The sequence below is a fragment of the Caballeronia sp. Sq4a genome, assembly GCF_023170545.1.
In the GTDB taxonomy this organism is placed as follows: domain Bacteria; phylum Pseudomonadota; class Gammaproteobacteria; order Burkholderiales; family Burkholderiaceae; genus Caballeronia.
The window spans coordinates 98,111-123,851 of record NZ_CP084251.1 but is presented as its reverse complement, the minus strand read 5'-3'; the positions used below and the strand labels follow the sequence as shown (position 1 = coordinate 123,851).

Genomic DNA, 25,741 nt, shown 5'->3' with positions numbered 1-25,741 from the left:
TTCCTCGTTTAGCCCTAGGAAAATAACCATGGCCCACAATCTCCACAACACGCTCAAGGAATTCGACAGCGGCTCCGGCAAAGGCAAGTACTACTCGCTGCCGCAACTCGGAAAAGCACTGAACGTCGACATTCAGCGCCTGCCGGTTTCGATTCGTCTCGTGCTCGAATCCGTGCTGCGCAACTACGACGAAAAGAAGATCAGCGAAGAGCACATCAAGCAGCTCGCGAACTGGAAGCCGAACGCGGCCCGCGTCGATGAAATTCCGTTCGTCGTCGCGCGCGTGGTGCTGCAGGACTTCACCGGCGTGCCGCTGCTCGCCGACATCGCCGCGATGCGCGGCGTGGCGAAGCGCACGGGCAAGGACCCGAAGGCCATCGAGCCGCTGGTTCCGGTGGATCTCGTTGTCGATCACTCGGTGCAGATCGACCACTTCCGCGAGCCGAACGCGCTCGACCTGAACATGAAGCTGGAATTTCAGCGCAACAACGAGCGCTACCAGTTCATGAAGTGGGGCATGCAGGCGTTCGACACGTTCAAGGTCGTGCCGCCGGGCGTCGGCATCGTGCACCAGGTGAACCTCGAATACCTCGCGCGCGGCGTCCACAAGAAGGACGGCGTCTATTACCCGGACACGCTCGTCGGCACCGACAGCCACACGACGATGATCAACGGCATCGGCGTGGTGGGCTGGGGCGTGGGCGGCATCGAAGCGGAAGCGGGCATGCTCGGCCAGCCGGTGTACTTCCTGACGCCGGACGTGGTCGGCGTCGAGCTGAAGGGCAAGCTGCGCGAAGGCTGCACGGCCACCGACCTCGTGCTGACCATCACCGAGATGCTGCGCAAGGAGAAGGTCGTCGGCAAGTTCGTCGAGTTCTTCGGCGAAGGCACGGCGTCGATCGCAGTGCCGGACCGCGCGACCATCGGCAACATGGCGCCGGAATACGGCGCGACCATGGGCTTCTTCCCGGTCGATGAAAAGACCATCGACTACTTCCGGGGCACGGGCCGCACCGACGAAGAAATCTCGGCGTTCGAGAATTACTTCAAGGCGCAGAACCTCTGGGGCGTGCCGAAGGCCGGCGACATCGAATACACGAAGACGCTGACGCTCGATCTGTCGACCGTCGCGCCGTCGCTCGCAGGCCCGAAGCGTCCGCAAGACCGCATCGAGATCGGCAATGTGAAGAGCACGTTCACCGACCTGTTCTCGAAGCCGGTCGGCGAAAACGGCTTCGCGAAGAAGCCGGAAGACCTGCAGGCCACGTACAAGACGGCAGACGGCATCGAAGTGAAGAACGGCGACGTGCTGATCGCGGCCATCACGTCGTGCACGAACACGTCGAACCCGAGCGTGCTGCTCGCCGCCGGCCTGCTCGCGAAGAAGGCCGTCGAAGCCGGCTTGACGGTCGCGCCGCACATCAAGACGTCGCTCGCGCCGGGATCGCGCATCGTCACCGACTATCTGACGAAGACGAACCTGCTGCCGTATCTCGACCAGCTGGGCTTCACGCTGGCCGCTTACGGCTGCACGACGTGTATCGGCAATGCGGGCGACCTGACGCCGGAACTGAACGACGCCATCGTGAAAAACGATATCGTCGCGGCCGCCGTGCTGTCGGGCAACCGCAACTTCGAGGCGCGCATTCACCCGAACATCCGCGCGAACTTCCTGGCATCGCCGCCGCTGGTCGTCGCCTATGCGATCGCCGGCAACATCACGCGCGACCTGATGACCGAGCCGGTCGGCCAAGGCAAGGATGGCCGCGACGTGTTCCTGGGCGATATCTGGCCGACGAGCGAAGAAGTGCACGCGCTGCTCAAGTTCGCACTCGACGCGGATACGTTCCGCCAGAACTACTCGCAACTCACGAAGGAAGGCGACCTGTGGAGCAAGATCGCGGGCGAAACCGGTCAGGTCTATGACTGGCCAAAGTCGACGTACATCGCGGAGCCGCCCTTCTTCGGCAATGACTTCTCGATGAAGCCGGCCGATTCGATTCCGGCGGTGACGAACGCGCGCGCGCTCGGCATCTTCGGTGACTCGGTGACGACCGACCACATCAGCCCGGCGGGTTCGATCAAGGAAACGTCGCCGGCGGGCGTGTGGCTGAAGGCGAACGGCGTGCAGAAGGCCGACTTCAACAGCTACGGCTCGCGCCGCGGCAACCACGACGTGATGATGCGCGGCACGTTCGCGAACGTGCGGATCAAGAACCTGATGATCCCGCCGAAGGCAGACGGCACGCGCGTGGAAGGCGGCCTGACGATTCACCAGCCGAGCGGCGAACAGCTGTCGATCTACGACGCCGCGATGAAGTACATCGACGAAGGCACGCCGACCATCGTCTTCGCGGGCGAGGAGTACGGCACGGGTTCGTCGCGCGACTGGGCGGCGAAGGGCACGCAACTGCTCGGCGTGAAGGCCGTGGTGGCGCGCAGCTTCGAGCGGATCCATCGCTCGAACCTGGTCGGCATGGGCGTGTTGCCGCTGCAGTTCAAGGGCTCGGACAGCGTGCAGTCGCTCAACATCACGGGCGAAGAGACGTATGACATCGAAGGTCTCGGCGACGACTTCAAGCCGCAGCAGGAAGTGACGCTGGTGATTCACCGCAAGGACGGCAAGGAAGATCGCGTGGCGGTGCTGCTGCGTATCGATACGCCGATCGAAGTGGACTACTACAAGCACGGCGGGATTCTGCCGTTCGTGCTGCGCTCGCTGCTCGCGGCGTAAGCGCAGGTGTTTTGCAGGTGACCGCGCCCGAAAGGGCGCGGGAACATTGAACCCGGCCTTGGCCGGGTTTTTTTTCGGGTGCGAGGCATCCGTGCGCCCACCGCCCCTCACATCGGCGGCACAACCCCCTCCTTCTCCACCACGATCCGCTGCGCCGCGAAATCCCCACCCGCCGGGCTCGCCACGACGAACACCTTCTTCCCCGGCTTCAGATCGTCATGCGTGGCAGGCGCGAACGTCACCACCGGCACGTTCTCCGGCACCGTGATCGAACTGGAACCGCCCTTGTACGACAGCTTCAGATCACGTCCGCTCGTGCCCTGCACGACCTGATCGACATTCGCGTTCGTCATCGAGCTCTGCGGGCCCAGGTCCCACGCGTAATGTCCCTCGCCCGTGCCGCGCGCCGCTTCCGGGAACACCAGCACTTCGGTCGCCGTGAGCTTGCCGTCCGTGCCGGTCGTTGCGGCCGTGCCGACGAATTCGCCCGGCTTGATGTCCTGCAGCTTGATGTTCCTGAGCGCCGTCACGGGCGTGTCGGCTTTGATCGTGACCTTGACCGTATCGCCGCTACGACGATGCACCGTGAGCGTATCGCCCGACAGCGCGACGATATCGCCGCGAATACGGGTGGGCTTGGCAGCGGGCGTCTGCGCAAAAGCACCAGCCGTGAATGCGAGCGCCGCGATGCTGACGCCGAGTTTCATGCGAATGGACATGCAATCTCCTTCTGGTTGAACAAAAGACATGCGTTGAATAGGCGTCTGATCAGGAACCGCCGAACCAGTTGTAGCCCTGGTTCTCCCAATAGCCGCCGGGGTATTCGTTGGTCACGGTTATCGCAACGATATGCTTCGGGTTCTTGTAGCCGAGCTTGGTCGGCATGCGCAGCTTCATCGGGAATCCGTACTTCGGCGGCAAGATCTGGCCGTCGTACGTCAGCGTGAGCAGCGTCTGCGCGTGCAGCGCGGTCGGCATGTCGATGCTCGTCGAGTAGTTGTCCGCGCAATGGAACGCGACATACTTCGCGCTCGTATCCGCGCCTGCGCGCGCCAGAAAATGCGCGAAGCGCACGCCGCCCCATTTGCCGATCGCGCTCCAGCCTTCTATGCAGATATGCCGCGTGATCTGGCTTTCCTGCGGCATCGCGTGAAGCTCGTCGAGCGTCCACACGCGCTTGCCTTTGACGAGACCGCCGACTGCCAGCTTGTACGCGGACGGATCCACTTCCGGCACTTGGTCTATGTCATAGAACGCGTTGAACGGAAACGGCCGCGTGATCATCGACTCGGGATACGTCGGCGCGAGCTTGTTCGGATCGAAGAGCAACGCCTGCGCATCGTCGTTCAGCGACGAAATCTTGCGCAGCATCGCGTTCACGGACTTGTCGTCGGTGATATTGCAGCCGGACAACATCACGAGGCCGCCCAGCGAAAGAATCCGCTTGCCGAACAGGCGCCGCGCGGGCGCTTTGAGTTCCTTCGCTGCGTCCTTGATGATGGACTCGGCGTCGAGTGTGTTCTTGTTGATCGGCATGGCGTCAACGTCCTTTGATCATCAATACGAGCGAACGCGGCACGAGCGCGACCATCGCCACATGCAGCACGACGAACGCAACGAGAAAGCTCATGCCGAAGAAATGCACGACGCGAGCGTTGTCATAGCCGCCCATCAGCGTGCGCAGCCACGGGAACTGCACGGACTTCCACACCGCCAGCCCCGACAGAATGATGACGACGATATCCACGATCACCGCGAGATACGCGAACTTCTGCACCGCGTTGTAGTGCGTGAGATCGTCGTGGCCGAGCTTGCCGCGCAGCGCCGCGAACGCATCGCTGAACACGCTCTTGATGCTCAACGGAAACATGCGACGGCGCAGGCGACCGGTCGCCACGTTCATCGCGAGATAGACGATGAAGTTCGCGACCAGCAGCCACATCGCCGCGAAATGCCACTGAAGCGCGCCGCCAAGCCAGCCGCCGAGCGTGATGGCGGGCGAGAACGTGAGCGCCTTGAAGATGGGCGACGCGTTATAGATTTGCCAGCCGCTCGTCACCATTACAACGATGGCGAGCGCATTCACCCAATGCGTGATGCGCAACCAGAGCGGCTGAACCGGCCGAAGTGTTCGTTCTTGCACGTATTGCCTCGCGGGTCGATGATCGAGCATGGACGCATGCTAACGGCCGCGCGCTGATCGATCGATGACGTCTCCATGACGTTTTTGTCATTTGCGGCGGAACAAGGCAGACGCTCGATAGAATCACGTCAACCTGATAACGAAGCTCGCGCGCATGACCATTCTCGTGATCGAAGACGACCGCAAGACCGGCGATTACCTGAAAAAAGGGCTTATCGAGTCCGGCTATCAGGTGGATCTCGTGCGCAACGGCACGGACGGTCTGCATCAGGCGCTCGCCAACCCGTACGAATTGATCGTGCTGGACGTCATGCTGCCCGGCATCGACGGATGGCAGGTCATGGCCGCGTTACGCGCGAAGCGTGACTTGCCTGTCATCTTTCTCACGGCGCGCGATCACGTCACGGACCGCATTCACGGGCTCGAACTCGGCGCGGACGATTACCTCGTCAAGCCGTTCTCCTTCACCGAACTGATCTTGCGCATTCGCACGCTGCTGCGTCGCGGCGTGATGCGCGAGTCCGATACGTTCCAGATCGCCGATCTGCATGTGGATGTCTTGCGCCGCAAGGTCACGCGCAAGGGCATCGACATCGTGTTGACCAATAAGGAATTCGCGCTGCTGCACCTGTTCTGCAAGCATCCCGGCGAAGCGTTGTCGCGCACGCTCATCGCATCCGAAGTGTGGGACATGAACTTCGACAGCGACACCAATGTGGTCGATGTCGCCGTCAAACGCCTGCGCGCGAAAATCGACAATGCGTTCGAGCCGAAGCTCATTCACACGGTGCGCAGCATCGGCTATTCGTTCGGAGAGGACGCTTGAACCGGCGCTTGATTCCGCGCTCGCGCTCGCTTGCGCTGCGCATCGCGCTGTCGTTCGCGGCCATCGTGTGGATCGTGGTCGGCATGGTCGGCGTGGCGCTGTATCAGGCGACGAACTCGGCGCTGTCCACGCGCGCCGATTATCAGTTGATCGGGCGCGTGGAGCACTTTCGCTCGCTGCTGCACGATCTCTATACGATCAACGAGATCGAAGCACGCCCCCGGCTCTTCGAAACCATGCTCGGCGACCGGCAGGACGTGATCATCTTCCGGCGCGCGGGATCGGCGGCGTTCATCAACGTCAATCCCGACCATATGCCGTTGCCGCCGCTGCATATCGTCCCGGTGAACCGCGCGATCGGGCTCGACGATCTGTACGAAGGCGCCCGTGCCGACGGCGTGCGCATGCGCTGGATCGGCGCGCAGGCGCGCATCGGCGAGAGCGGCGAAGTGGTCGAGATCATCGCGGCGCATGTGATGACGCAGGAAGCGCGCGTGCTGTCCACGTATCTCGTTCGCGTGTGGGTCAATATGATCGGCGCGGCGCTCATTGCGATGTTGCTGGCGTATTGGGCCACGAGCCGCGGTCTGCGACCGCTCAAGCTCATGGCCGACAAGGCCGCCGAGATCACGCCCCACCGCCTGTCCGCGCGTCTCGACGTGGCGCATGCGCCGACTGAATTGCAGGGCCTCGCCGCGTCGTTCAACGCCATGCTCGACCGTCTGGAAACCGGTTACGAGCGCCTCCTGCAATTCTCGGCGGACCTCGCGCACGAACTGCGCACGCCCATCGGCGTGTTGATCGGCGAGACGCAGGTGACGCTCGCGCACGCGCGCAGCGCGCCGGAATATCGCAGCGTGCTCGAATCGAATCTCGAAGAACTGGAGCGGCTCGCGCGCATCGCGCAGAACATACTGTTTCTCGCGCAAGCGGATCACGGCGAGCAGGCCATCGAGCGCGAGCGTCTCGACCTACGCGAGGAGTTGCAGAGCATCGCGGCCTACTTCGAAGGCATCGCGGAAGAGCGCCGCATCACGTTCGATATCGACGCGACCGGCGACATGCACGCCAACGCGATCATGTGCCGCCGCGCGATCGGCAATGTCGTGGTGAACGCGGTGCGGTATGCGACGCCGGACAGCGTCGTGCGTCTGTCCGGCCGTGCGGATGCCGAGGGCGCGTGCATCGTCGTCGGAAACCGCGGCGCGCCGATTCCGCGCGAAGTACTCGCGCGGCTTTTCGACCGCTTCTATCGTGGCGACGCAGCGCGCAGCGAATGGACCGAATCCAGCGGACTCGGCCTCGCCATCGTGCAGGCGATCATGCGGATGCACGGCGGAAGCGCGTCGGCGGAGTGCTCGGCCGACGGCTGGATCGAGTTCACGCTGCGCTTTCCCGCCGCAGCCTGAGCGCGTCCGGCCTAGCGATCACGTTCCCGCGACGCTCGCCACTTCGCGCTGGGCAAGCAACGCGTGAATCTGCGAGACGACCGCCGCGCCTTCGCCCACGGCCGCCGCCACGCGCTTGGTGGAACTGGAGCGCACATCGCCGATGGCGAACACGCCCGGCACGCTCGTCTCCAGTCCCATCACGCCTTCGGTGCGTCCCTCGTGCGCCTCGGGTCCGGTCAGCACGAAGCCCTTCGCGTCGGTATTCACGCTGCAATCGCGCAGCCAGTCGGTGTTCGGGTCCGCGCCGGTGAACAGGAACAGATGCCGCGATTCGAGCTTGAGCGGCCCATCCGGCGTCTTGCAGTTGATGGCCGTGAGCACGCGGTCATCGCCTTGCAGCGAGACGATCTGCGTATGCGTGCGTACCGTCACGTTCGGCAGCGAGCCGATGCGCTCGACCAGATAGTGCGACATGCTCGTCGAAAGACTCGCGCCGCGAATCAGCACGTCGACGTGACGCGCGTGCGATGCGAGATACACCGCCGCCTGCCCCGCCGAATTGCCGCCGCCCACCAGCACGACGTCCGCGTTCTTGCAGAGCTTCGCCTCCACCGGCGACGCCCAGTAGTACGTGCCGCGCCCCTCGTAACGTTCGAGCCCTTCGATGGCCGGCCGCCTGTACGCCGCACCCGACGCGATCACCACCGTCTGCGTGGCGACGCGCGTGCCGTTTTCCAGCTCGATCTGAATGGGCGACTCGCCGCAATGCAGCGCCTTGATGCGCGTCGGAATGGCGATGTGAGCGCCGAACTTCTGCGCCTGCACGAACGCCCGCCCCGCGAGCGCCTGACCGGAGATGCCGGTCGGAAAGCCGAGATAATTTTCGATGCGCGAGCTCGCGCCCGCCTGACCGCCCGGCGCGCGGCAATCGAACACGGCCACCGACAATCCTTCGGACGCCGCATAAACGGCCGTCGCAAGACCGGCCGGACCCGCGCCGACGATCGCGACATCGTAGACGTGGTTCGAATCGAACTCCGGCAGCCAGCCGAGCTGCGTCGCGACCTGATTCTCGTCGGGCGCGCGCAACACCGTGCCGTCCGGACAAATGACGAGCGGGAAATCTGCCGTGGAGGCCGAGATGCGCTCCAAGAGCGCGATGGCGTCCGGGTCCGTGTTCGCGTCGATGACCGTGTGCGGATAGCCGTTGCGCCGGAAGAAGCCTTGCAGCGAGATGAGCCGGCCATCGTCCGCCTGGCCGAGCAACACGGGCCCGCTGCCCTTCTCGATCAACCCGACGCGCCGCAGGATCAGCGCGCGCATGATGCGCTCGCCGAGTTCCGCTTCGGCGACGAGCAGCGCGCGCAGCCGTTCGGGCGGGATCACGAAGCCTTCCACGTCTTCCGCCGCCATGCCGTCGACCAGACACGGCTTGCCGGAAAGCTGCGCGACTTCCGCGAGAAAATGCCCCGCGCCGTGTTCGACGACGATATGCGTCTTGCCGAGCGCGTCGCGCCGCGTGACGCGCACGAGTCCCTTCAATATGACCACCATGCCGCGCCCGACTTCGCCCGTGCGGAACATCCACTCGCCCGCGCGCCAGCGCGCCGCCTTGCCGAAGCGGGACATGCGCTGGATCTCGTCGTCGGTGAGACGCGGAAACATCTGGTGCGCCCGCGTTTGCAGCGGCGAAAACGGCGCGCTCTCCGCTTCGGGCGCGGCCGCGGCCGGCGCCGGCGTGCCCGAATCGTCCGGCGGCGGCATGCCCGGACTCCACGCCACGACATTCGGCATCTGCGTGGCGTGATCGCTGTTCGGGGTGGTGCTCATGCGTGATCTCCGTGAGGTAAGCCGGGTTCATGCAGGGGCGCCGACGTTATGTTGGCGGATGGTGTGTTGGGCGACGCCGCATCTCGCACCATCGGCAGCGAGCACGTATTGGCCATTTGCTCCGCTTCTTCCGGCGTCGCCGCGACGATTTCGCCGAACTCCGTCAGCTTCGCCACTTCGAAGCCGGCGAGTCGCCATGCGTCGAGGCCGCCCGTGAGCGGAAGGACATCGCGAAAGCCCGCGTTGCGCAGCGTCTTCGCCATCCATGCGGCGGACACTTCGTTCGGGCACGAGCAATAGATGACGAGCTTGCGGTCTTTGTCGTAGTTCTCGATGATCTTCTGCAACTCGCGCTCGTCCGCGAACAGCGCGCCCGGAATCACGTACGGGTCGAGCATGCGCTTTTCCGCCGAGCGGATATCGAAGATGACGGGCAGCGGGTCGCCGTGCATCAGCGCGTAGAGATCGTCCACCGAAATGCGCGCTTTCTCCAGCGTCGCCATGAGCGCGCGGCGGCGCCACCAGCGGTACGTCACGTAGACGGCGAGCAGCACCGCGACCACGATCACCGCTTGCCGCCCGAGCCGCGAGATCATCGCGAAGACCATTTCCAGTTCCGCCGCGAACACCACGCCGACGGAGAGGCCGACCGCGCTCCACAACGCGACGCCCGCGCCGTCGTGCAGGACGAAGCTGCGCAGCCGCACGCCCATCGCGCCCGCGAGCGGCACCGACACGAGCGACAGGCCGGGGATGAACTTCGCGACAAGCAGAATGCGCACGCCCCAGCGTCCGAAGAAGCGTTCGGTCTTCTTCACGCAGGTATCGCGCGAGAGCGACAGCTTGCAGATGGTCTTGAGCGTGCGGTCGCCGTACTTGCGCCCGCCCTGAAACCAGACGAGATCGCCGAGCACGCCGCCCAGCACGGCGACGGCCAGAACGCCCGCGAGCGGCGGCCAGAACGCTCCGCCGTTCACAGCCATGAGCGCGGTGGATGCGCCGACGATGATCATCGTCGGCATGGCGGGCACGGGCAGCCCGAGCGCGGAGCCCATGACGTTGATGAAAACGATCGCCGGGCCGAAACGATCGACTAGCTGGTGGAGCAACATGGGATCTCCCGCGTGCGCGATGGCGTTCTGACGTGACCGAAGCGCTTGCCGCGAGCGCGGCGAAGGCGGCAATCCGGCCGCGAGCGAGGGAGAAACGGGCGTGCGACGCCCGTGATCCACTGCGGCCTTCGTCACACTGAAGAGAGGAGTGTAGCGCGGAAATAAGGATGTAAGCGTGACACGTGCGCGGCATGCCGGGCGCGATGGCGTTAGCTATCCGCTCCTTGAATTGGCTGCGAGTGTTTGCGCTTCTGGCGCTAAACGCTGCGCGGGTTTGCGCGAGCTTCGCGCGACGAGGGCGGCGAAGACGTCGGCGGCGGCATCACCCGATAGTTCTGCCGCGCCGCTTCCGCACGAGCTCTCGCCGACTTGCGCGGCTACCCGCGCATTTCCTCGATATAAGCGCGAATCACGTCAGCGAACGACCGGTCGCCCGTCAGTCCCAGTTGCTTGGCGCGCGACGTATCCCACGCGCCCGGCCAGCTTGCGACGATCTTCGCGATGCGCTCGTCGCGCTGCCAGTCGATGCGCGACACGACCTCGTCGCCCGCCGCTTCGCGCAGCGCCGCGACCATCTCGTTCACGCTCACCGACAACCCCGGCAGATTGATGATCGGCCGCATGCCGAACTCGGCGCGCTCAATCGCGCAGCCGGCGATCAACGCATCGACGGCGCTCTTCGGCGAGAGCAGCCACAGCCGCGTGTCGCCGTCCACCGGACACACCGAGCGTTCGCCGTTCAGCGGCTCGCGAATGATGCCGCTCGCGAACGACGACGCCGCCGCGTTCGGCTTGCCCGGCCGCACGCTGATGGTCGGCAGCCGCAGCACGCGGCCATCCACGAAGCCGCGCCGCGAGTAATCGCAGAGCAGCAGTTCGGCAATGGCCTTCTGCGTTCCATACGACGTTTGCGGGTTCAGCGCCGTGTCGTCCTGCACGATGTCCGGCAGCACGCCGCCATACACCGCGACCGAACTCGTGAACACGACGCGCGGCGCGTGCCCCGACGCGCGGCACACTTCGAGCAGCGTGCGCGATGCGTCCAGATTGATGCGCATGCCGAGATCGAACTCCGCTTCGGCCTGACCGGAGACGATGGCCGCGAGATGAAAGATGGCGCGCGTCTCGCCGTCGATGCAGCGTTCCAGCACCGCGCGCTCCGCGATGTCGCCGGTTTCGGCGCGCACGCGCGGGTCGGCGAGCAGCTGCGCGTCGGCGGGACGCGCCACGTCGAGCAGCAGCAGTTCGGTGACCGGCTGGCCGTCGAGCGTGCCGCGTTCCAGCAACCGCTTGGCGAGCCGCTGGCCGAGAAAGCCCGCGCCGCCCGTGATCAGGATTTTCATGTCGTCGCTCCAGAAGGCATCACACGCATCACACGCATCACAGATAGGGCTTCAGCCAGCCGAGACCTTCGGACGTACCCGCTTTCGGCCGGTATTCGCAGCCGATCCATCCGTCGTAGCCGAGCGAATCGATCAGTTCGAAGAGATACGGATAGTTGAGCTCGCCGATATCCGGCTCGTTGCGGTCCGGCACGCCCGCAATCTGAATGTGCCCGATGCCGGCGTTCGGCCGCTTCATGTCGCGCTTGAGCTTCACGGCGATATCGCCTTCGACGATCTGGCAGTGATAGATGTCGAACTGCACTTGCAGATTCGGCGCGCCGATTTCATCGCAAATGACTTGCGCCTCGTCCTGTCGATTCAAGAAGAAGCCGGGGATATCGCGCGTGTTGATCGGCTCGATCACGATACCGACGCCCGCCGACTGCGCCGCTTTCGCCGCGTATTCGAGATTGCGCAGATAAACGGCGCCGTGCTCGTCGCGCGGCTGATCCGGCGCGATAAGGCCGGCCATCACATGCAGCTTCTTGTTGCCGAGCGCGGCCGTGTATTCGAGCGCCTTGTCGATGCTTTGCCGGAACTCGTCCTCGCGCCCCGGCAGCGATGCGATGCCGCGTTCGCCCGCCGCCCAGTCGCCGGGCGGCGCGTTGAAAAGCGCCTGCGTGAGGCCGTTGTCGGTCAGGCGCGCCTTGATGTCGGCGGCGGGAAAGTCGTACGGAAACAGGAATTCGACCGCCTTGAAGCCGTCTTTCGCGGCGGCGGCGAAGCGGTCGAGGAACGCGTGTTCGGGATACATCATCGTCAGATTCGCGGCGAAGCGGGGCATCGCGTGTTCTCCTTCAGTGTCTTCGTGGCGGCTCGGCTTACTGCATCAGGCGTCACTTCGCCCCTTTCGGAAGCTCGATGCCGGGAAAGATCTTGATGACCGAGGAATCGTCCTCGCCGCCGTACCCGGCCGTCGACGCCATCATGAACATCTGATGCGCGGCCGCAGAAAGCGGCAGCGGAAACTTCGTGGTGCGCGCCGTATCGAGCACGAGACCCAGGTCTTTCACGAAAATATCGACGGCGGAAAGCGGCGTGGTGTCGCCCGCGAGGATATGCGGCACGCGGTTCTCGAACATCCACGAATTGCCCGCGCTGTGCGTGATGACATCATAGAGCGCCTCCGGATCGACCCCTTCGCGCAAGCCGAGCGCCATCGCTTCGGCGGCCGCCGCGATATGCACGCCCGCGAGCAGTTGATTGATGATCTTGACCTTCGAGCCCGCGCCGTGCGCGTCGCCCAGCCGATACACCTTGCCGGCCATCGCGTCGAGCACGTCTTCGCAGGCGGCATAGGCGGCGGCGGGGCCGGAAGTCATCATCGTCATTTCGCCGGATGCGGCTTTCGCCGCGCCGCCGGACACGGGCGAGTCGAGCATCAGCACGCCTTTTTGCGCGATGCGCTCGCCCAGCTGCACCGCGAACGCGGGCGCGACGGTCGCGCAGGCCAGCACGACGCTGCCCGGCTTCATCGCGTCGACGGCCCCGGACTCGCCAAACAGCACCGCTTCCGTCTGCGCCGCGTTGACGACGAGCGTCACGACGACGTCGCACTTGCCGCCCAACTCCGCCGGCGACGCGCACGCGATGCCGCCTTCCGCCGCGAAGGCGTCGAGCACGTCGCGGCGCACGTCGCACGCATGGACGGCGAATCCCGCCCGCAAGAGCGAGCGCGCGACGCCCATTCCCATCGCGCCCAGCCCGATGACTCCGACGTTTCTCGACATGGCGTTCCTCTGGTTTGATGTGAAGTGTTAGCGAATGCCCGCTTCCGCGAGACGGCGCGCGGCGTTGATCAGATGCGTCTGCGCGGCGTCGCGCGCGGCCACGGCGTCGCCCGCGCGAATGGCATCGGCGATCGCGGCATGCTCCTCGCGCACCTGCCGCGAGAAGTCCTCGCGCAGCGCTTCGTTGCGGCGCGTGACGACCGTGCCGGCCTCCAGATACTGATTGAGAAAAGCGAGCGTCTTCAGAAAATACGGATTGCCGGTCGCGTTCGCGATCTCGCGATGAAACGCCACGTCTTCGGCCACGCCGTCGCGTCCTTCGCGCACGGCTTCGTCGATACGGCCGAGCGCCGCGTCGATAGCCTGCAAATGCGCGTCCGTGCGATGCATCGCGGCTTCGGATGCCACTTCGGCTTCGATGGCGCGACGCAGCGCGAGAATCTGCACGACCGCGCCCGGCTCGACGGCCTGCGCGTAGTCGATGCGCAGCGGTCGGATGCCCGCGCGCTCCACGATGAACACGCCGCTGCCCTGCCGCGGCTCGACCATGCCTTCGTTCTTCAGACGCGAGACGGCTTCGCGGATCACCGTGCGGCTCACGCCGAACTCTTGCGCGAGCACGGCTTCGCTCGGCAGCTTGCCGCTCGCGGCGAAGCTGCCGTTCTCGATCAGCGTCTGCAATTGCTGCGCGACCGTGTCCGATAACGCGCGAGGCGGAATCTTTTCGAACAGGCGCGGCGTGGACGGGTGTAAAGTCATCGGGTCATCATACAAGTCAGGCGCGGCGCTGTCTTGCTGGCGATAACCCTGAGCGCGCTAAGCAGCACGAGCGGTCATTCGGCGAACGGCTCGTCGATGAGCGCGAGCGCGTCGCGAATTTCTCCGACGTCGCCCGGACGGACGAGCCGCGCGACTTCCTTGCCTTCGAGCATGAAGATGAGCGTCGGCCACAGCTTCACGCGGAAGGATCGGCCGAGCGGCCGGCCGCTGCCATCCTCGATCTTGATGTGATGCACGCCGCGATGCGCCTGAAACGCCTGCGCGATCAACGGCTGAGCGGCGCGGCAGAAGCCGCACCAGTCCGTGCCGAACTCGACGACGGTCGGCGCAGTCATCGCGTCGATTTCGCTGCGTTCGGGCGCGGTCTTCGCGTATTCGGTGGTCATGGTCATGGCGCGTTCCTCGTGTTTGCATCGGCTTGAGAGTCAGCAGGAAGCCTGCCAGGTTGGCGTTCAGCCGGTTCGTGGCCGAAGCGCGGCAGCTAGTCATTCGTCGGTTACTGCCCCGAGCCGGACATCAGCGCGGCGTTAGCCGTTAGCGCCCTCTTGCCTTGCTCGTTTGCTTCCGAAGAACCGACAGTCTCAATCAATTCGCCGTTGTTCGGTCACTGCCCGAAGCCCGACAGCCCGATCAGCGCGCCGCCCGCGAGCAGCCACAGCGGATGCAGCTTCGTCTTGTAAGCGAGCACCGCGACCGCCGCCGTGATGCCGACGAGCACCGCCGCGCGGTCCGACGCCTCCGCAATCAACAGCGCGCTCGCCGCGACGAGTCCGACGGTAATCGGCACGAGCCCGAGCTGCACATAGCGCCGCCACGGGCGGTCCTTGAACCGCTCCCACGCGTGCAGCGCGAGAATCGTCACGAGCGACGACGGCCCGAATTTCGCGAGCGACGTCACCAGCACGCCCGGCCATCCCGCGACATGCCAGCCGATCAGCGTGACGACCATCATGTTCGGCCCCGGCGCGGCCTGCGCGAGCGCGAAGAGCGCGGAGAAATCCGCCTTCGTCATCCAGTGATGCACCTGCACGACCTGCCGCTGCATCTCCGGCAGGATGGTGTTGCCGCCGCCGAACGCGAGCAAGGACAACTGGCTGAAGATGGCCGCGAGCGAGAGGAGATCGTCTTTCATCGGCGCACCTTCCACGCGATCAGCACGGAAATGGGCGTGAGCACGAGCATCGACGGAAGAAGCGGCGTGCGCAGCAACGCGATGCCAGCGAACATCACGAGCGCGACGGCGGCGGCCTCCGGCTTCTTGCGCAGCGGCCAGAGCAGCTTCACGGCCATCGCGATCAGAAGTCCCGCCGCGGCCGCCGCGAGCCCCGCGAAGAGATGCGCGACGCGCGGGTCCTGATGCGTGCGTTGATAGATGACGCCGAGCCCGATCACGATCAGCGACGGCCCGACGAGCAGACCGAGCAGACCGGCAATCGCGCCCGGCACGCCGCGAAAGCGCATGCCGATAGCCACGGACAGATTGATGACGTTGCCGCCCGGCAGGAACTGACAGAGGCCGAGCAAATCGGTGAAGGCTTCGGCGTCGAGCCACTTGCGCCGCTCGACGATCTCGCGTCGCGCGAGCGGCAGCGCGCCGCCGAACGCCGTGAGGCCGAGCGTCAGAAAGCCTAAGAAAAGTTCGGGAATCGTGGGACGGGCGGAATCCGGTGGCATGGCGCGGTGAGGGGCAAAAAGCGGCAAAAGCCGAGACGTACAGCGTCGGGCCGCGCGGCAGAAGCGGCCCGCGCGCGGGTTCATGCCTGAGAAGCGCGCGCCCGCCTTGCTTCATATGCCTTCAGATGCGCATACGCCGTTGCCAGCACGGACGACGACACATCCACCGCCGACTTTCGCCGCGCGAGCAGATCGCCGACGATATGGTCCGCTTCGATCGGCGCGTTATTCTCGATATCGCGCAGCATCGAGGCCGTCATCTGCGAACCGCGCTCAGAGAAGAACGCACGCCCACGCGCGAGCACGGCATCGCCGGGTGCGTGGCCGTTGTCGGCGGCAATACCGCGGCATTCGTCGAACAGCCTTCGCAGCAGCTCTTCGCCGCCCGGCGCGGCCACGATGTCGCCGATCGGCGCGCGCATCAGACACGTGCCGCTCGCGAGCGTCGCGAGAAAGACCCACTTGTCCCACATCGACTGGAGGACGTTCTCGCTCACATTCAGTTCGAAGCGCGCGCCGCCGAGTTGCTGCGCGATGGCGTCGATGCGCGGCGTCCGGCCGCCCGCGCGCTCGCCGACGGTCATCGACTGCATGTTGTTCAGATGCAGGATCGTGCCTTCCGAATCGAGCGTCGCGGCAATCACGCATTGGCCGCCGAGCACGCTCGCGGCTTCAAAGCGCGCGTCGAGCGCATCGAGGTGCGCCATGCCGTTCAGGAGCGGCAGAATGGCCGTGTTCGGACCGACGGCGGGCGCGAAGGAATTGATCGCGCCTTGCAGATCGTAGGCTTTGCAACTCAGCAGAATGAGATCGAAAGGCTGATCGATATCCTGCGCGAGAACGATGGGCGGATTCGCGAACGTCAGATCGCCTTCAGGGCTTCGCACGTTCAGGCCGCTTTCGCGCAGCCGCTCGGCGCGGCGTTTGCGCACGAGGAAGGTCACGTCCCTGCCCGCTTCCAGTAGCCGGGCGCCGAAATAACCGCCGATCGCCCCCGCGCCTACGACCAGAATCCGCATGTCTCGCTCCTTATCGCAATAGTTGTTGGATCTTCGCTTTTACGCCTGCCAAACCCCGTAACCCGCTTCGCGCAAGCCGATCGCCAGTTCCACTTCCATGTCGCGCGCGCCGTCGTAGGGCATCGGGTTGTACATCTCGTACAGATGCGGCAAGAGCCGCAGCCCGAATTCGCGCACATAACGATTCGACTGGATGCCCGCCTTGTGCTTGTCGAAACGCACGTCCGGGTCCACGCCCGTCATGCCGACATACACGAACGGCTTGCCGAGCACGTAATCCGGATTCGCACGACGAAAGCGCGCCTCGTTCCAGACGGCGTCCGAGAGTTCGACGACATAAACCGAATAGTGATGCGCTCGCGTGCGCCGGGAAAGCGCCATGATTCGTTGATTGCGTGGCTCTTGGCGTGTTGCGCCGATGGCGGGCGTCCATTCTATGCCGGCGAACCGCGCCGCGCACGACCGCGCACGCTGCCGGATAACGCCCGAAGTGGTAAATTCGGGCGGTCTGCGCTCGCGCACCGGCCGGGCGGCGGCGCAATCCTTCGCCGGTCGGACATGAGGACGACCCCTCCCGCGCGAAGCCCGCATTCAATCGACACGTTTCTTTCCCGAAGCGACACGCGCCACGAGCCGCGATCGCTTCGGTCATTCGGAGATCAAGCATGAGCAAACAAGCTATCGGCGTGGTGGGTCTCGCCGTCATGGGCAGCAATCTGGCCTTGAATATAGAGAGCCGCGGGCACGCTGTGTCGGTCTACAACCGCAGCCGCGCCAGAACCGACGAACTGATTGCCGAACACCCCGACAAGAAGCTCGTGCCCACGTACACGCTCGAAGAGTTCGTGCAGTCGCTCGAAACGCCGCGCCGCATTCTGATGATGGTGAAAGCCGGCGCCGGCACCGACGACACCATCGCGGCGCTGCGTCCGCTGCTGGAGAAGGGCGACATTCTCATCGACGGCGGCAACACGCATTTCACCGACACCATCCGCCGCAATCAGGACCTCGCGAAGTCGGGCCTGCATTTCATCGGCACGGGCGTGTCGGGCGGCGAGGAAGGCGCGCTGAAAGGGCCGTCGATCATGCCGGGCGGACAGAAGGAAGCGTACGAACTAGTCGCGCCGATCCTCACTGAAATTGCCGCGAAAGCGCCGGACGGCGAGCCGTGCGTCGCGTACATGGGACCGGACGGCGCGGGCCACTTTGTGAAGATGGTGCACAACGGCATCGAGTACGGCGACATGCAGCTGATCGCCGAAAGCTACGACGTGCTGAAGCGCGTCGCGGGGCTATCGAACGAAGAGTTGGGCAAGGTCTATGTCGAGTGGAATCAGGGCGAGCTGGATAGCTATCTGATCGAGATCACGTCGAAGATCTTCTCGAAGAAGGACGAGGAAACCGGCAAGGACCTCGTCGATGTCATTCTGGATCGCGCCGCGCAAAAGGGCACGGGCAAGTGGACGAGCCAGAACGCGCTGGATCTGGGCGCGCCGCTCCCGCTGATTACCGAAGCGGTGTTCGCGCGCGTGCTGTCGTCGTTGAAGGATCAGCGCGTGGCGGCGAGCAAGGTGCTGTCGGGGCCGTCGCCGAAGTTCGACGGCGATCGCGCGGCGTTCATCGAGTCGGTGCGGCGTGCGCTGTATCTGTCGAAGATCGTTTCTTATGCGCAGGGCTTCGCGCAGTTGCGCGCGGCGTCGGAAGAGTACAACTGGAATCTGCAATACGGCGAGATCGCGAAGATTTTCCGTGCGGGCTGCATTATCCGCGCGCGGTTCTTGCAGAAGATCACCGATGCTTATGCGACGAATAGGGATCTCGCGAATCTGCTGCTCGATCCGTATTTCAGCGATATTGCCGCGAAGTATCAGGACGCATTGCGCGATGTCGTCGTCGCGGCGGTAAAGGCGGGTATTCCGGTGCCGGCTTTCTCATCGGCGATTGCTTATTTCGATGCCTATCGGTCGGAGCGGCTACCGGCGAATCTCGTGCAGGCGCAGCGGGATTTCTTCGGCGCGCATACGTTCGAACGGACAGATAAGGCGGGGAGTTTTCACGCGAATTGGGCGTGATTGTGCGTTGATGGCGTTAGGTGTGACGGGCGGTTTGGGTTGCATTGACTGGTGAAAAAGCCCCGGCTTCGGCCGGGGTTTTTTCGTTTGTGGCTTCGTGCTGCGGCTGCCCTCGCGCCATTCCGAGCACGCATCGCAGGTTGTGCTGTCAACGGCGCGAGCTCGACATGGACTTCTACGGCGCGCTTGTCGACTCCGCCACAGTTGAGCGTCCGGCGACACGCTTTGATACGCAGTCGGTCACTGCGGATGTGCAAGTCTGTGGCGTCGATCGGTAGAATCGCGGGAACGGGTGCAGAGGAGTCTGCCGACTGCGAACTACCCTTTTTTTGTTGGGCTGATTCGAGCCTTTCGATTCAAGGGTTTGCGACGATGCCGGTTTTTTGGGTATCTGAGTCTGGCAACGGGCGAATCCCTTGCGGATCAATAGTTTGGTGTCTTTTGTGTCTAGTTCGCTGCCGCGTAGGCAGCTTAGAAATCCAGCGCCGCGATTCGCTCCTCCAGCCCCTTGTTCGCTGCCGCGTAGGCAGCTTAGAAATGCTGCGCCGTCGACACGCCGCTATGACGAATGTTCGCTGCCGCGTAGGCAGCTTAGAAAGTATCGATCACGCAGTCGTGGTGGCGAAATTTGTTCGCTGCCGCGTAGGCAGCTTAGAAAGTCGCCGCGCTTGATTGCGGAGCCGTCCGGTAGTTCGCTGCCGCGTAGGCAGCTTAGAAAGACTGGAAACAAAATTCAGACGAAAGGCTTTTGTTCGCTGCCGCGTAGGCAGCTTAGAAATTATCAAAGACAGTAGCCGCGCCGACACTAGCGTTCGCTGCCGCGTAGGCAGCTTAGAAAAATCGGGCATGCGATCGGCCCCATCGTCTGGCGTTCGCTGCCGCGTAGGCAGCTTAGAAAACGCGCACTCGGGAACCGTGTCGACGGGAACGGTTCGCTGCCGCGTAGGCAGCTTAGAAAGACGAATTCCATCTCGCTCTTGAAGAACGCGACGTTCGCTGCCGCGTAGGCAGCTTAGAAACCGACGAGGCGATCGAGCATGACCGCTCGCACGTTCGCTGCCGCGTAGGCAGCTTAGAAATCAGATCGCGCGCAATTACTTCCGTCCCCGCGAGTTCGCTGCCGCGTAGGCAGCTTAGAAAGAGCAGGGTCTTCGGCGAGCTCGGCGGCTTTAGTTCGCTGCCGCGTAGGCAACTTAGAAACGGGTGTGCTGGCAGGCGACTCGACGAACCCGGTTCGCTGCCGCGTAGGCAGCTTAGAAAAAGTGGAAAGGAAGGCCGGTACGGCGATCTGGGTTCGCTGCCGCGTAGGCAGCTTAGAAAGAGGACGAGCTTGAGCGTATCACCGGCTACAAGTTCGCTGCCGCGTAGGCAGCTTAGAAATTCCAGCGCTACGAGGGCGATGGCGAGGTCTACGTTCGCTGCCGCGTAGGCAGCGCAGAAAGTCACAGTCGTGAGCGGAATGAGCCTGATCTTGTTCGCTGCCGCGTAGGCAGCTTAGAAAGTCCAGTGGTCAGGAACCGGGTCGGGTGTTTTTGTTCGCTGCCGCGTAGGCAGCTTAGAAATGTCCCGCCAGTACGTCGAGGCAGAGCTTGAAGTTCGCTGCCGCGTAGGCAGCTTAGAAATTGTCCGAGGGTGACGCCATCCGCGCCATAGGGTTCGCTGCCGCGTAGGCAGCTTAGAAATATCTCTCGGTTTGCTCACGGATATGCCAACAGTTCGCTGCCGCGTAGGCAGCTTAGAAAAGGCGAACGTCGACCTCTCGACTGCGACGAGCGTTCGCTGCCGCGTAGGCAACTTAGAAAATGCCCGGTCATTTGAACGCGCGTCAGCCATGAGTTCGCTGCCGCGCAGGCAGCTTAGAAAACGTGCCGCCCTCGATCTCGACGGCGAGCCGCGTTCGCTGCCGCGTAGGCAGCTCAGAAATTGTCTTCGCCCAGCCCAGAGAGCACTTTCTCGTTCGCTGCCGCGTAGGCAGCTTAGAAATGGAGGCGACCGGCTGGGACAGGTCGATGCTGGTTCGCTGCCGCGTAGGCAGCTTAGAAACATCAAATTCGCCGCGCCGCGCATCTGCGGGAGTTCGCTGCCGCGTAGGCAGCTTAGAAAGTGGCAGTAGGTCGAATGCTGTTGCAGTCACGGTTCGCTGCCGCGTAGGCAGCTTAGAAATCTCGCAATAACAGTCTGTCCAATCACGCCACAGTTCGCTGCCGCGTAGGTAGCTTAGAAAGGCGAGATTCGAAAAGTTATTGCCGATGGCCGGTTCGCTGCCGCGTAGGCAGCTTAGAAAACGCGCGGCACGGACACGAGATCGACGGTTCCATCCGCTGCCGCCAGGCAGCTAGAAACCACCCGGAAAGACCATAAACAAACCCTCGACCCTCGCCCTCCTTGCGCCAGCGCAAAATTGACGATTTCCGAGTACGACAATCGATTACCCCTCTGCTAGAGTCGATCCCACAACGACCAATCAGACTCTTCACAAGCATTCGAGGCAGCATGGAATCGATACGGACTACGGACCTTAAGACCATCCTGCATTCAAAACGCGCCAATCTGTACTACTTGGAACATTGTCGCCTACTCGTGAAGGGTGGACGCGTCGAATACGTGACTGACGCGGGTAAGAAAAGCCTCTATTGGAATATCCCGATCGCCAATACAACCAGTATCCTGCTCGGAACAGGCACGTCCGTCACGCAGGCGGCCATGCGCGAGCTCGCCAAGGCGGGAGTGCTGGTGGGCTTTTGCGGCGGTGGCGGCACGCCGCTCTTCAGCGCGAACGAGACTGACGTCGAAGTGGCGTGGATGTCGCCTCAAAGCGAATACCGGCCGACCGAGTATCTTCAGGCATGGGTTCGCTTCTGGTTCGACGATGCGCTGCGCCTAGCCGCCGCCAAGCAGTTGCAGACAAAGCGGCTCGAACGACTCCAGCAGGCGTGGGCCGCACGCCCGTTGCGAGAGACTGGATTCTCCGTCGACGTCGACCGTTTGCAGGCGCTCGTCCGGCAGGCTGTCGACCAGATCGCGCATGCACCGGACTCTACCGCGCTGCTCACCGTCGAAGCTCGCCTGACCAAGGCTCTCTTCAAGCTCGCGGTGGACACCGTCGGCTACGGGGAATTCACTCGCGCGAAACGTGGCAGCGGCACCGATGCCGCCAATCGTTTCCTCGATCACGGCAACTATCTCGGCTACGGCCTCGGCGCCACGGCAACCTGGGTTCTGGGCCTGCCCCACGGACTCGCCGCGTTGCACGGCAAAACGCGACGCGGTGCGCTCGTGTTCGATGCGGCCGATTTGATCAAGGATGCCGTGATACTGCCGCAGGCATTTTTGTCGGCTATGCTCGGCGACGACGAGCAGCAGTTCCGCCGGCAATGCATCGAGGCGCTCACGCGCGACGAGTCACTGGACTTCATCATCGACACGCTGAAAGCCATCGCCATCGAAACTGCTGCTCGCGCCAAGCCACCCGTTGTCCTCCCATGAACGTGCTGTTCGTCTCGCAATGCACCAAGCGCGCGCTCACTGAGACACGGCGCGTTCTCGACCAGTTCGCCGAACGGCGCGGCGACCGCACTTGGCAGACGCCAATCACGCAAGCGGGACTCGATACGGTACGCAAGCTGTTGCGCCAAAACGCGCGCAAGAACACGGCCGTCGCTTGCCATTGGATACGCGGGCGTGACCACAGCGAGCTTCTGTGGATCGTCGGTGATGCACCACAATTCAATGCCGAAGGCGCAGTGCCGACGAACGTCACCTCGAACGACGTGTTGCGTGTCGACGATGAAACCGCGTGGCACCGGCTACCCGCGATGTCGGCACTGACCGCACTAGCCGCTCTGCTGCATGACCTGGGAAAATCCACGCGGGCCTTTCAGGACCGATTGCGCAATCCCGGCATGAGGCAGCGCAATCACTACCGTCATGAATGGGTATCCGTGCGCTTGTTCCAGGCGTTCGTCGGCGACGCGAAAGACGATGCAGACTGGCTGCGTCGCCTGGCATCGTGTACCGATGCGTCCACCGATGTGCAGGCGTTCGAAGCGCAGTGGCTCGATCACCAAGGCGGCCGTTTGATGCGCGACGGACGCGATGAGCCGCAAGCGAGCGCTCGCTTGCCGTTCGCCACCATGCCGCCTTTGGCGCAGGCCGTGGCATGGCTGGTCATGACGCATCACCGCATGCCGTGCAAACCGGTCAGAAGAGAAGACGGCAACGTGGACGCCGATCTCGAGGAGCCGGAGCACCGCTGGCGCCGTTTTGGAGCCAACCTCAGATCGGTGCATCAGCATGAACTGCTCGGTTTACTCGGTGAAGTTGACGCGGACTGGAATGAGCCTCGCGAAGAGGTAAGCGAGGCCATCCTGAAGGCGCATTGGTCGTTTCCCTTCGGCCTTCCGGTCGCCACTTCATCCTGGCGAAAACAAGCGGCGCGCTACGCACGCAAGCTCCTGGAGCTGCCGAAATCGGGCAATTCCACCGCGCTAGACGATCCGTTCGTGATGCATGTTTCGCGGTTATGCCTGATGCTCGCGGATCACCATTATTCGAGCATTGAGGACGAAGCGCGTCGCAAGCCGTATCTCAATCCAGACTATCCGCTGTACGCGAATACGCGCCGTCAAACGCGCTCCGACCAGTTGCCGCGTCTGGCGTTCAATCAAACCCTAGGTGAGCACCTGCTCGGTGTGCAAGCACACGCCTCGCTTGTGGCGCGTTCGCTGCCGACACTGGCGCGCTGCCTGCCGGCGCTTCAGAACCATCCCGGTCTTAAGAAGCGAAACTCCGACCCACTCTTCCAATGGCAGGACAAAGCAAGCGATCTCGCTGCCGGTGTGCGATTACGCGCGGCCGAGCACGGTGCGTTCGTCGTCAACATGGCATCGACGGGCTGCGGCAAAACAATCGGCAACGCACGGATCATGAACGCGCTTGCCGACCCACAGTTTGGCATGCGCTGTGCGTTTGCAATCGGCCTGCGTACGCTCACGTTGCAAACGGGGCGCAGCTTCCAGCGTGATCTCGCGCTGAACGACGAACAACTAGCCATGAAGGTGGGCGGAGCGGCGAGCCACGCCTTATTCGATTACCGGGAGCGCCGGGCTGAATCGACCGGATCTGCATCCGCTCAGGACTTGCTCGACGAAGGCGGGCAGGTGCTCTTCGAGGGCAACGACCGCCATCCCCTTCTACAGCGACTAGTCGATGATCCGCGCATGCGTTCGCTCATCGCGGCCCCGTTGCTCGTCTGCACCGTCGATCATCTGACGCCCGCCACCGAAAGCCTGCGCGGAGGGCGCCAGATCGCACCGATGCTGCGGCTGATGACTGGCGATCTGGTTCTCGACGAGCCGGACGATTTCGACATGGACGACCTTCCCGCGCTGACGCGACTCGTGCATTGGGCAGGGCTTCTGGGTTCGCGCGTGCTGTTGTCTTCAGCTACCTTGCCGCCGGCGCTGGTGCAAGGGCTGTATCTCGCCTATCTGGATGGTCGACGTCACTATCAACGTAATCGCGGCGAACGGCCCGACGAACCGCCACGTGTCCCCTGTCTCTGGGTCGACGAGTTCGCGCAATCGCATGCCGACTGCGCTAGTGGCGACGAATTCGCAGCAGTGCATGATGCGTTCGTGCAAAAGCGCTGCCTACATCTGGCCAAGGCGGAAGTCCGCCGACGAGTCCAACTGATAAAAGTGCCGGTGCAGGAATGGAAAGCGATGCGCAAGCACAAGCGCCGCGAAGCGTTCGCATCGCTTGCACTCGAGCGCGCCTGGATGCTGCACCAGGACGCGCAGAACCACACCGTCGACGCCGCGACGGGCAAGCGTGTGAGTTTCGGCCTGATCCGAATGGCCAATATCGACACGCTAGTCGACGTCGCACTGGCGATGTATCGGCAGGGCTCTCCAGCGCAGGGCGTGCGCGTGCACCTCTGCGTGTATCACTCACAGTTCCCGCTCCTCGCGCGCTCGCATATCGAACAGCAGTTGGACGCCGTGTTCGATCGCCGCCCGAGTGCGAACGCGAGACATTCATCGGTGCAGCACCCTTCCGTGCGCGCTTTGCTAGAAGCGCACGATGAGCCGCATCACATGTTCGTGGTCCTTGCGTCGCCGGTCTGCGAAGTGGGTCGTGACTGGGATGCGGATTGGGCGATTGCCGAACCGTCGTCGATGCGGTCGTTCATTCAGCTCGCTGGGCGTGTGCGACGCCATCGGTCGGGGTCCGTTGAGCGGGCGAATATCGCGCTATTCGAAACGAACTTGCGGTACTTCGAGCGGCGCAGCGAAGCGGACCCCGTCTTCTCCAAGCCTGGCTTTGAGATGAACAGACGCACCGAGGATCGAGGTGACCAAGTAAAAGACTCCCAGGAGTTTTTCCATTTGGAGTCGCATCAGTTGAGCAGCTTGCTGGATCTACCTCCTTCCGACAATGATTGGCCTATCGATGCGCAGCCCCGCATTCAGCAGCCGAAGACGCTGCATCCGCGTTCCCGCCTGGCCGACCTAGAGCACGCCCGCATGCGTGACACGATGTTGCCGCGCGACGAAACCAGCCGACTCTGCACACCCGTGTCCCGCGATGCCACACGGCATTGGTACAGTCGGGAAGGTCGGCAGACGCGAATCTGGCTGACCGGTGTACTGCCGCAGTTGCAGCGATTTCGCCGAGAGTCTCAGCCACGGGAAGACGTCGTGTTGCTGCCCACGGAGGACGAGGACGAGATGCGTCTGCATCGTGTCATCGATCAGTCGAAGGTCAAGAAAGCTCTATTCGTCGATGTTCGCGACCTTCTAAGCCCGATACCGGACTCGCGCCTGAGCGGTCCGGGCATTGCACCTTGGTTCCATGTCGACCTAATCGACCTGCTGCGGCAATGGGCCGTCACCCAAGGTCAAAGTCTTCTAGACAGCGCCAAGCGTATGGCGACCGTCAGCTTGCCTGCGTCGGAAGACGGCTGGAGATACCACCCGACATTGGGCTTCAAGAAGAAGTAAGGAAGCGCTGCCTGTGCGGCAGAAATCATCAACGTTGAAAG

The 25,741-nt window shown here is 63.5% G+C and carries 20 protein-coding genes and 1 CRISPR repeat array; of the genes, 6 read left to right on the top strand and 14 right to left on the bottom strand.

The genetic code is table 11. The features are described from left to right. Positions 1-28: 28 nt before the first annotated feature. A complete protein-coding gene (gene acnA / locus LDZ24_RS14535) occupies positions 29-2,734 on the top strand; it encodes an aconitate hydratase AcnA (protein WP_248322938.1) in 2,706 nt (901 codons plus the stop codon). Between the two features lie 107 nt (positions 2,735-2,841). Here acnA and LDZ24_RS14530 read toward each other — a convergent pair whose 3' ends face one another. The 3 genes from LDZ24_RS14530 to LDZ24_RS14520 are packed head-to-tail and all read right to left on the bottom strand — an operon-like array spanning position 2,842 to position 4,796. Then, positions 2,842-3,453, bottom strand: coding sequence for a DUF5666 domain-containing protein (locus LDZ24_RS14530; protein ID WP_248322937.1), 612 nt, complete (start codon positions 3,451-3,453; stop codon positions 2,842-2,844). A gap of 49 nt (positions 3,454-3,502) precedes the next feature. After that, positions 3,503-4,270 (bottom strand): molybdopterin-dependent oxidoreductase, encoded by a 768-nt coding sequence (locus LDZ24_RS14525; RefSeq protein ID WP_248322936.1) that lies wholly within the window; start codon positions 4,268-4,270, stop codon positions 3,503-3,505. Between the two features lie 4 nt (positions 4,271-4,274). Beyond that, positions 4,275-4,796, bottom strand: a complete 522-nt coding sequence (locus LDZ24_RS14520; RefSeq protein ID WP_248323303.1) for a cytochrome b/b6 domain-containing protein — start codon at positions 4,794-4,796, stop codon at positions 4,275-4,277. 235 nt (positions 4,797-5,031) lie between these two features. Here LDZ24_RS14520 and LDZ24_RS14515 point away from each other — a divergent pair, with 235 nt between their 5' ends. Together LDZ24_RS14515 and LDZ24_RS14510 are read left to right on the top strand one after the other, a co-directional pair. Further along, complete coding sequence (locus LDZ24_RS14515) at positions 5,032-5,703, top strand: heavy metal response regulator transcription factor (protein WP_248322935.1); 672 nt, start codon at positions 5,032-5,034, stop codon at positions 5,701-5,703. Beyond that, positions 5,700-7,112 (top strand): heavy metal sensor histidine kinase, encoded by a 1,413-nt coding sequence (locus tag LDZ24_RS14510; protein ID WP_248322934.1) that lies wholly within the window; start codon positions 5,700-5,702, stop codon positions 7,110-7,112. Before LDZ24_RS14515 ends, LDZ24_RS14510 begins: the two co-directional genes overlap by 4 nt. Before the next feature lie 18 nt (positions 7,113-7,130). On the opposite strand, the gene LDZ24_RS14505 is transcribed toward LDZ24_RS14510, so the two are convergent. The 11 genes from LDZ24_RS14505 to LDZ24_RS14455 all read right to left on the bottom strand — a co-directional run bounded on the left by LDZ24_RS14505 (position 7,131) and on the right by LDZ24_RS14455 (position 17,005). After that, a complete protein-coding gene (locus LDZ24_RS14505) occupies positions 7,131-8,924 on the bottom strand; it encodes an FAD-dependent oxidoreductase (protein ID WP_248322933.1) in 1,794 nt (597 codons plus the stop codon). Then, entirely contained in the window at positions 8,921-10,033 is a 1,113-nt protein-coding gene (locus LDZ24_RS14500; RefSeq protein ID WP_248323302.1) for a DedA family protein/thiosulfate sulfurtransferase GlpE, read from the bottom strand. Before LDZ24_RS14500 ends, LDZ24_RS14505 begins: the two co-directional genes overlap by 4 nt. Before the next feature lie 380 nt (positions 10,034-10,413). Next, the gene (gene denD / locus LDZ24_RS14495) at positions 10,414-11,379 is read right to left on the bottom strand and encodes a D-erythronate dehydrogenase (protein WP_248322932.1); all 966 of its coding nucleotides are present in this window, start codon (positions 11,377-11,379) and stop codon (positions 10,414-10,416) included. Positions 11,380-11,416: 37 nt separating this feature from the next. Next, positions 11,417-12,205, bottom strand: coding sequence for a 2-oxo-tetronate isomerase (otnI, locus tag LDZ24_RS14490; protein ID WP_248322930.1), 789 nt, complete (start codon positions 12,203-12,205; stop codon positions 11,417-11,419). Between the two features lie 52 nt (positions 12,206-12,257). Beyond that, the gene (gene ltnD, locus LDZ24_RS14485; protein WP_248322928.1) at positions 12,258-13,151 is read right to left on the bottom strand and encodes an L-threonate dehydrogenase; all 894 of its coding nucleotides are present in this window, start codon (positions 13,149-13,151) and stop codon (positions 12,258-12,260) included. A 27-nt stretch (positions 13,152-13,178) separates the two neighbouring features. Further along, positions 13,179-13,883 (bottom strand): FadR/GntR family transcriptional regulator, encoded by a 705-nt coding sequence (locus LDZ24_RS14480; protein WP_248323301.1) that lies wholly within the window; start codon positions 13,881-13,883, stop codon positions 13,179-13,181. A gap of 101 nt (positions 13,884-13,984) precedes the next feature. Continuing rightward, complete coding sequence (locus tag LDZ24_RS14475) at positions 13,985-14,323, bottom strand: thioredoxin family protein (RefSeq protein WP_248322927.1); 339 nt, start codon at positions 14,321-14,323, stop codon at positions 13,985-13,987. 212 nt (positions 14,324-14,535) lie between these two features. Further along, on the bottom strand, positions 14,536-15,063 hold the full coding sequence (locus LDZ24_RS14470; RefSeq protein ID WP_248322926.1) for a chromate transporter: 528 nt from the start codon (positions 15,061-15,063) through the stop codon (positions 14,536-14,538). Beyond that, positions 15,060-15,605, bottom strand: a complete 546-nt coding sequence (locus LDZ24_RS14465) for a chromate transporter (RefSeq protein WP_248322925.1) — start codon at positions 15,603-15,605, stop codon at positions 15,060-15,062. The genes LDZ24_RS14470 and LDZ24_RS14465 overlap by 4 nt, the downstream gene beginning before the upstream one ends. Positions 15,606-15,685: 80 nt before the next feature. Continuing rightward, entirely contained in the window at positions 15,686-16,624 is a 939-nt protein-coding gene (gene panE / locus LDZ24_RS14460) for a 2-dehydropantoate 2-reductase (protein WP_248322924.1), read from the bottom strand. A 39-nt stretch (positions 16,625-16,663) separates the two neighbouring features. Then, positions 16,664-17,005 (bottom strand): hypothetical protein, encoded by a 342-nt coding sequence (locus tag LDZ24_RS14455; protein ID WP_206469091.1) that lies wholly within the window; start codon positions 17,003-17,005, stop codon positions 16,664-16,666. A gap of 284 nt (positions 17,006-17,289) precedes the next feature. Here LDZ24_RS14455 and gndA point away from each other — a divergent pair, with 284 nt between their 5' ends. From gndA to cas3f, 3 genes are all read left to right on the top strand, one after another. Next, on the top strand, positions 17,290-18,696 hold the full coding sequence (gene gndA, locus LDZ24_RS14450) for an NADP-dependent phosphogluconate dehydrogenase (RefSeq protein ID WP_248322923.1): 1,407 nt from the start codon (positions 17,290-17,292) through the stop codon (positions 18,694-18,696). A 450-nt stretch (positions 18,697-19,146) separates the two neighbouring features. Continuing rightward, a CRISPR array of direct repeats spans positions 19,147-20,980; the repeat unit is 28 nt; unit sequence GTTCGCTGCCGCGTAGGCAGCTTAGAAA. Between the two features lie 209 nt (positions 20,981-21,189). Continuing rightward, positions 21,190-22,182: a type I-F CRISPR-associated endonuclease Cas1f gene (gene cas1f / locus LDZ24_RS14445; RefSeq protein WP_248322922.1), complete on the top strand. Its 993-nt coding sequence runs from the start codon at positions 21,190-21,192 to the stop codon at positions 22,180-22,182. Further along, positions 22,179-25,700, top strand: coding sequence for a type I-F CRISPR-associated helicase Cas3f (gene cas3f, locus LDZ24_RS14440; RefSeq protein WP_248322921.1), 3,522 nt, complete (start codon positions 22,179-22,181; stop codon positions 25,698-25,700). Before cas1f ends, cas3f begins: the two co-directional genes overlap by 4 nt. The last annotated feature ends 41 nt before the right edge of the window (positions 25,701-25,741 follow it).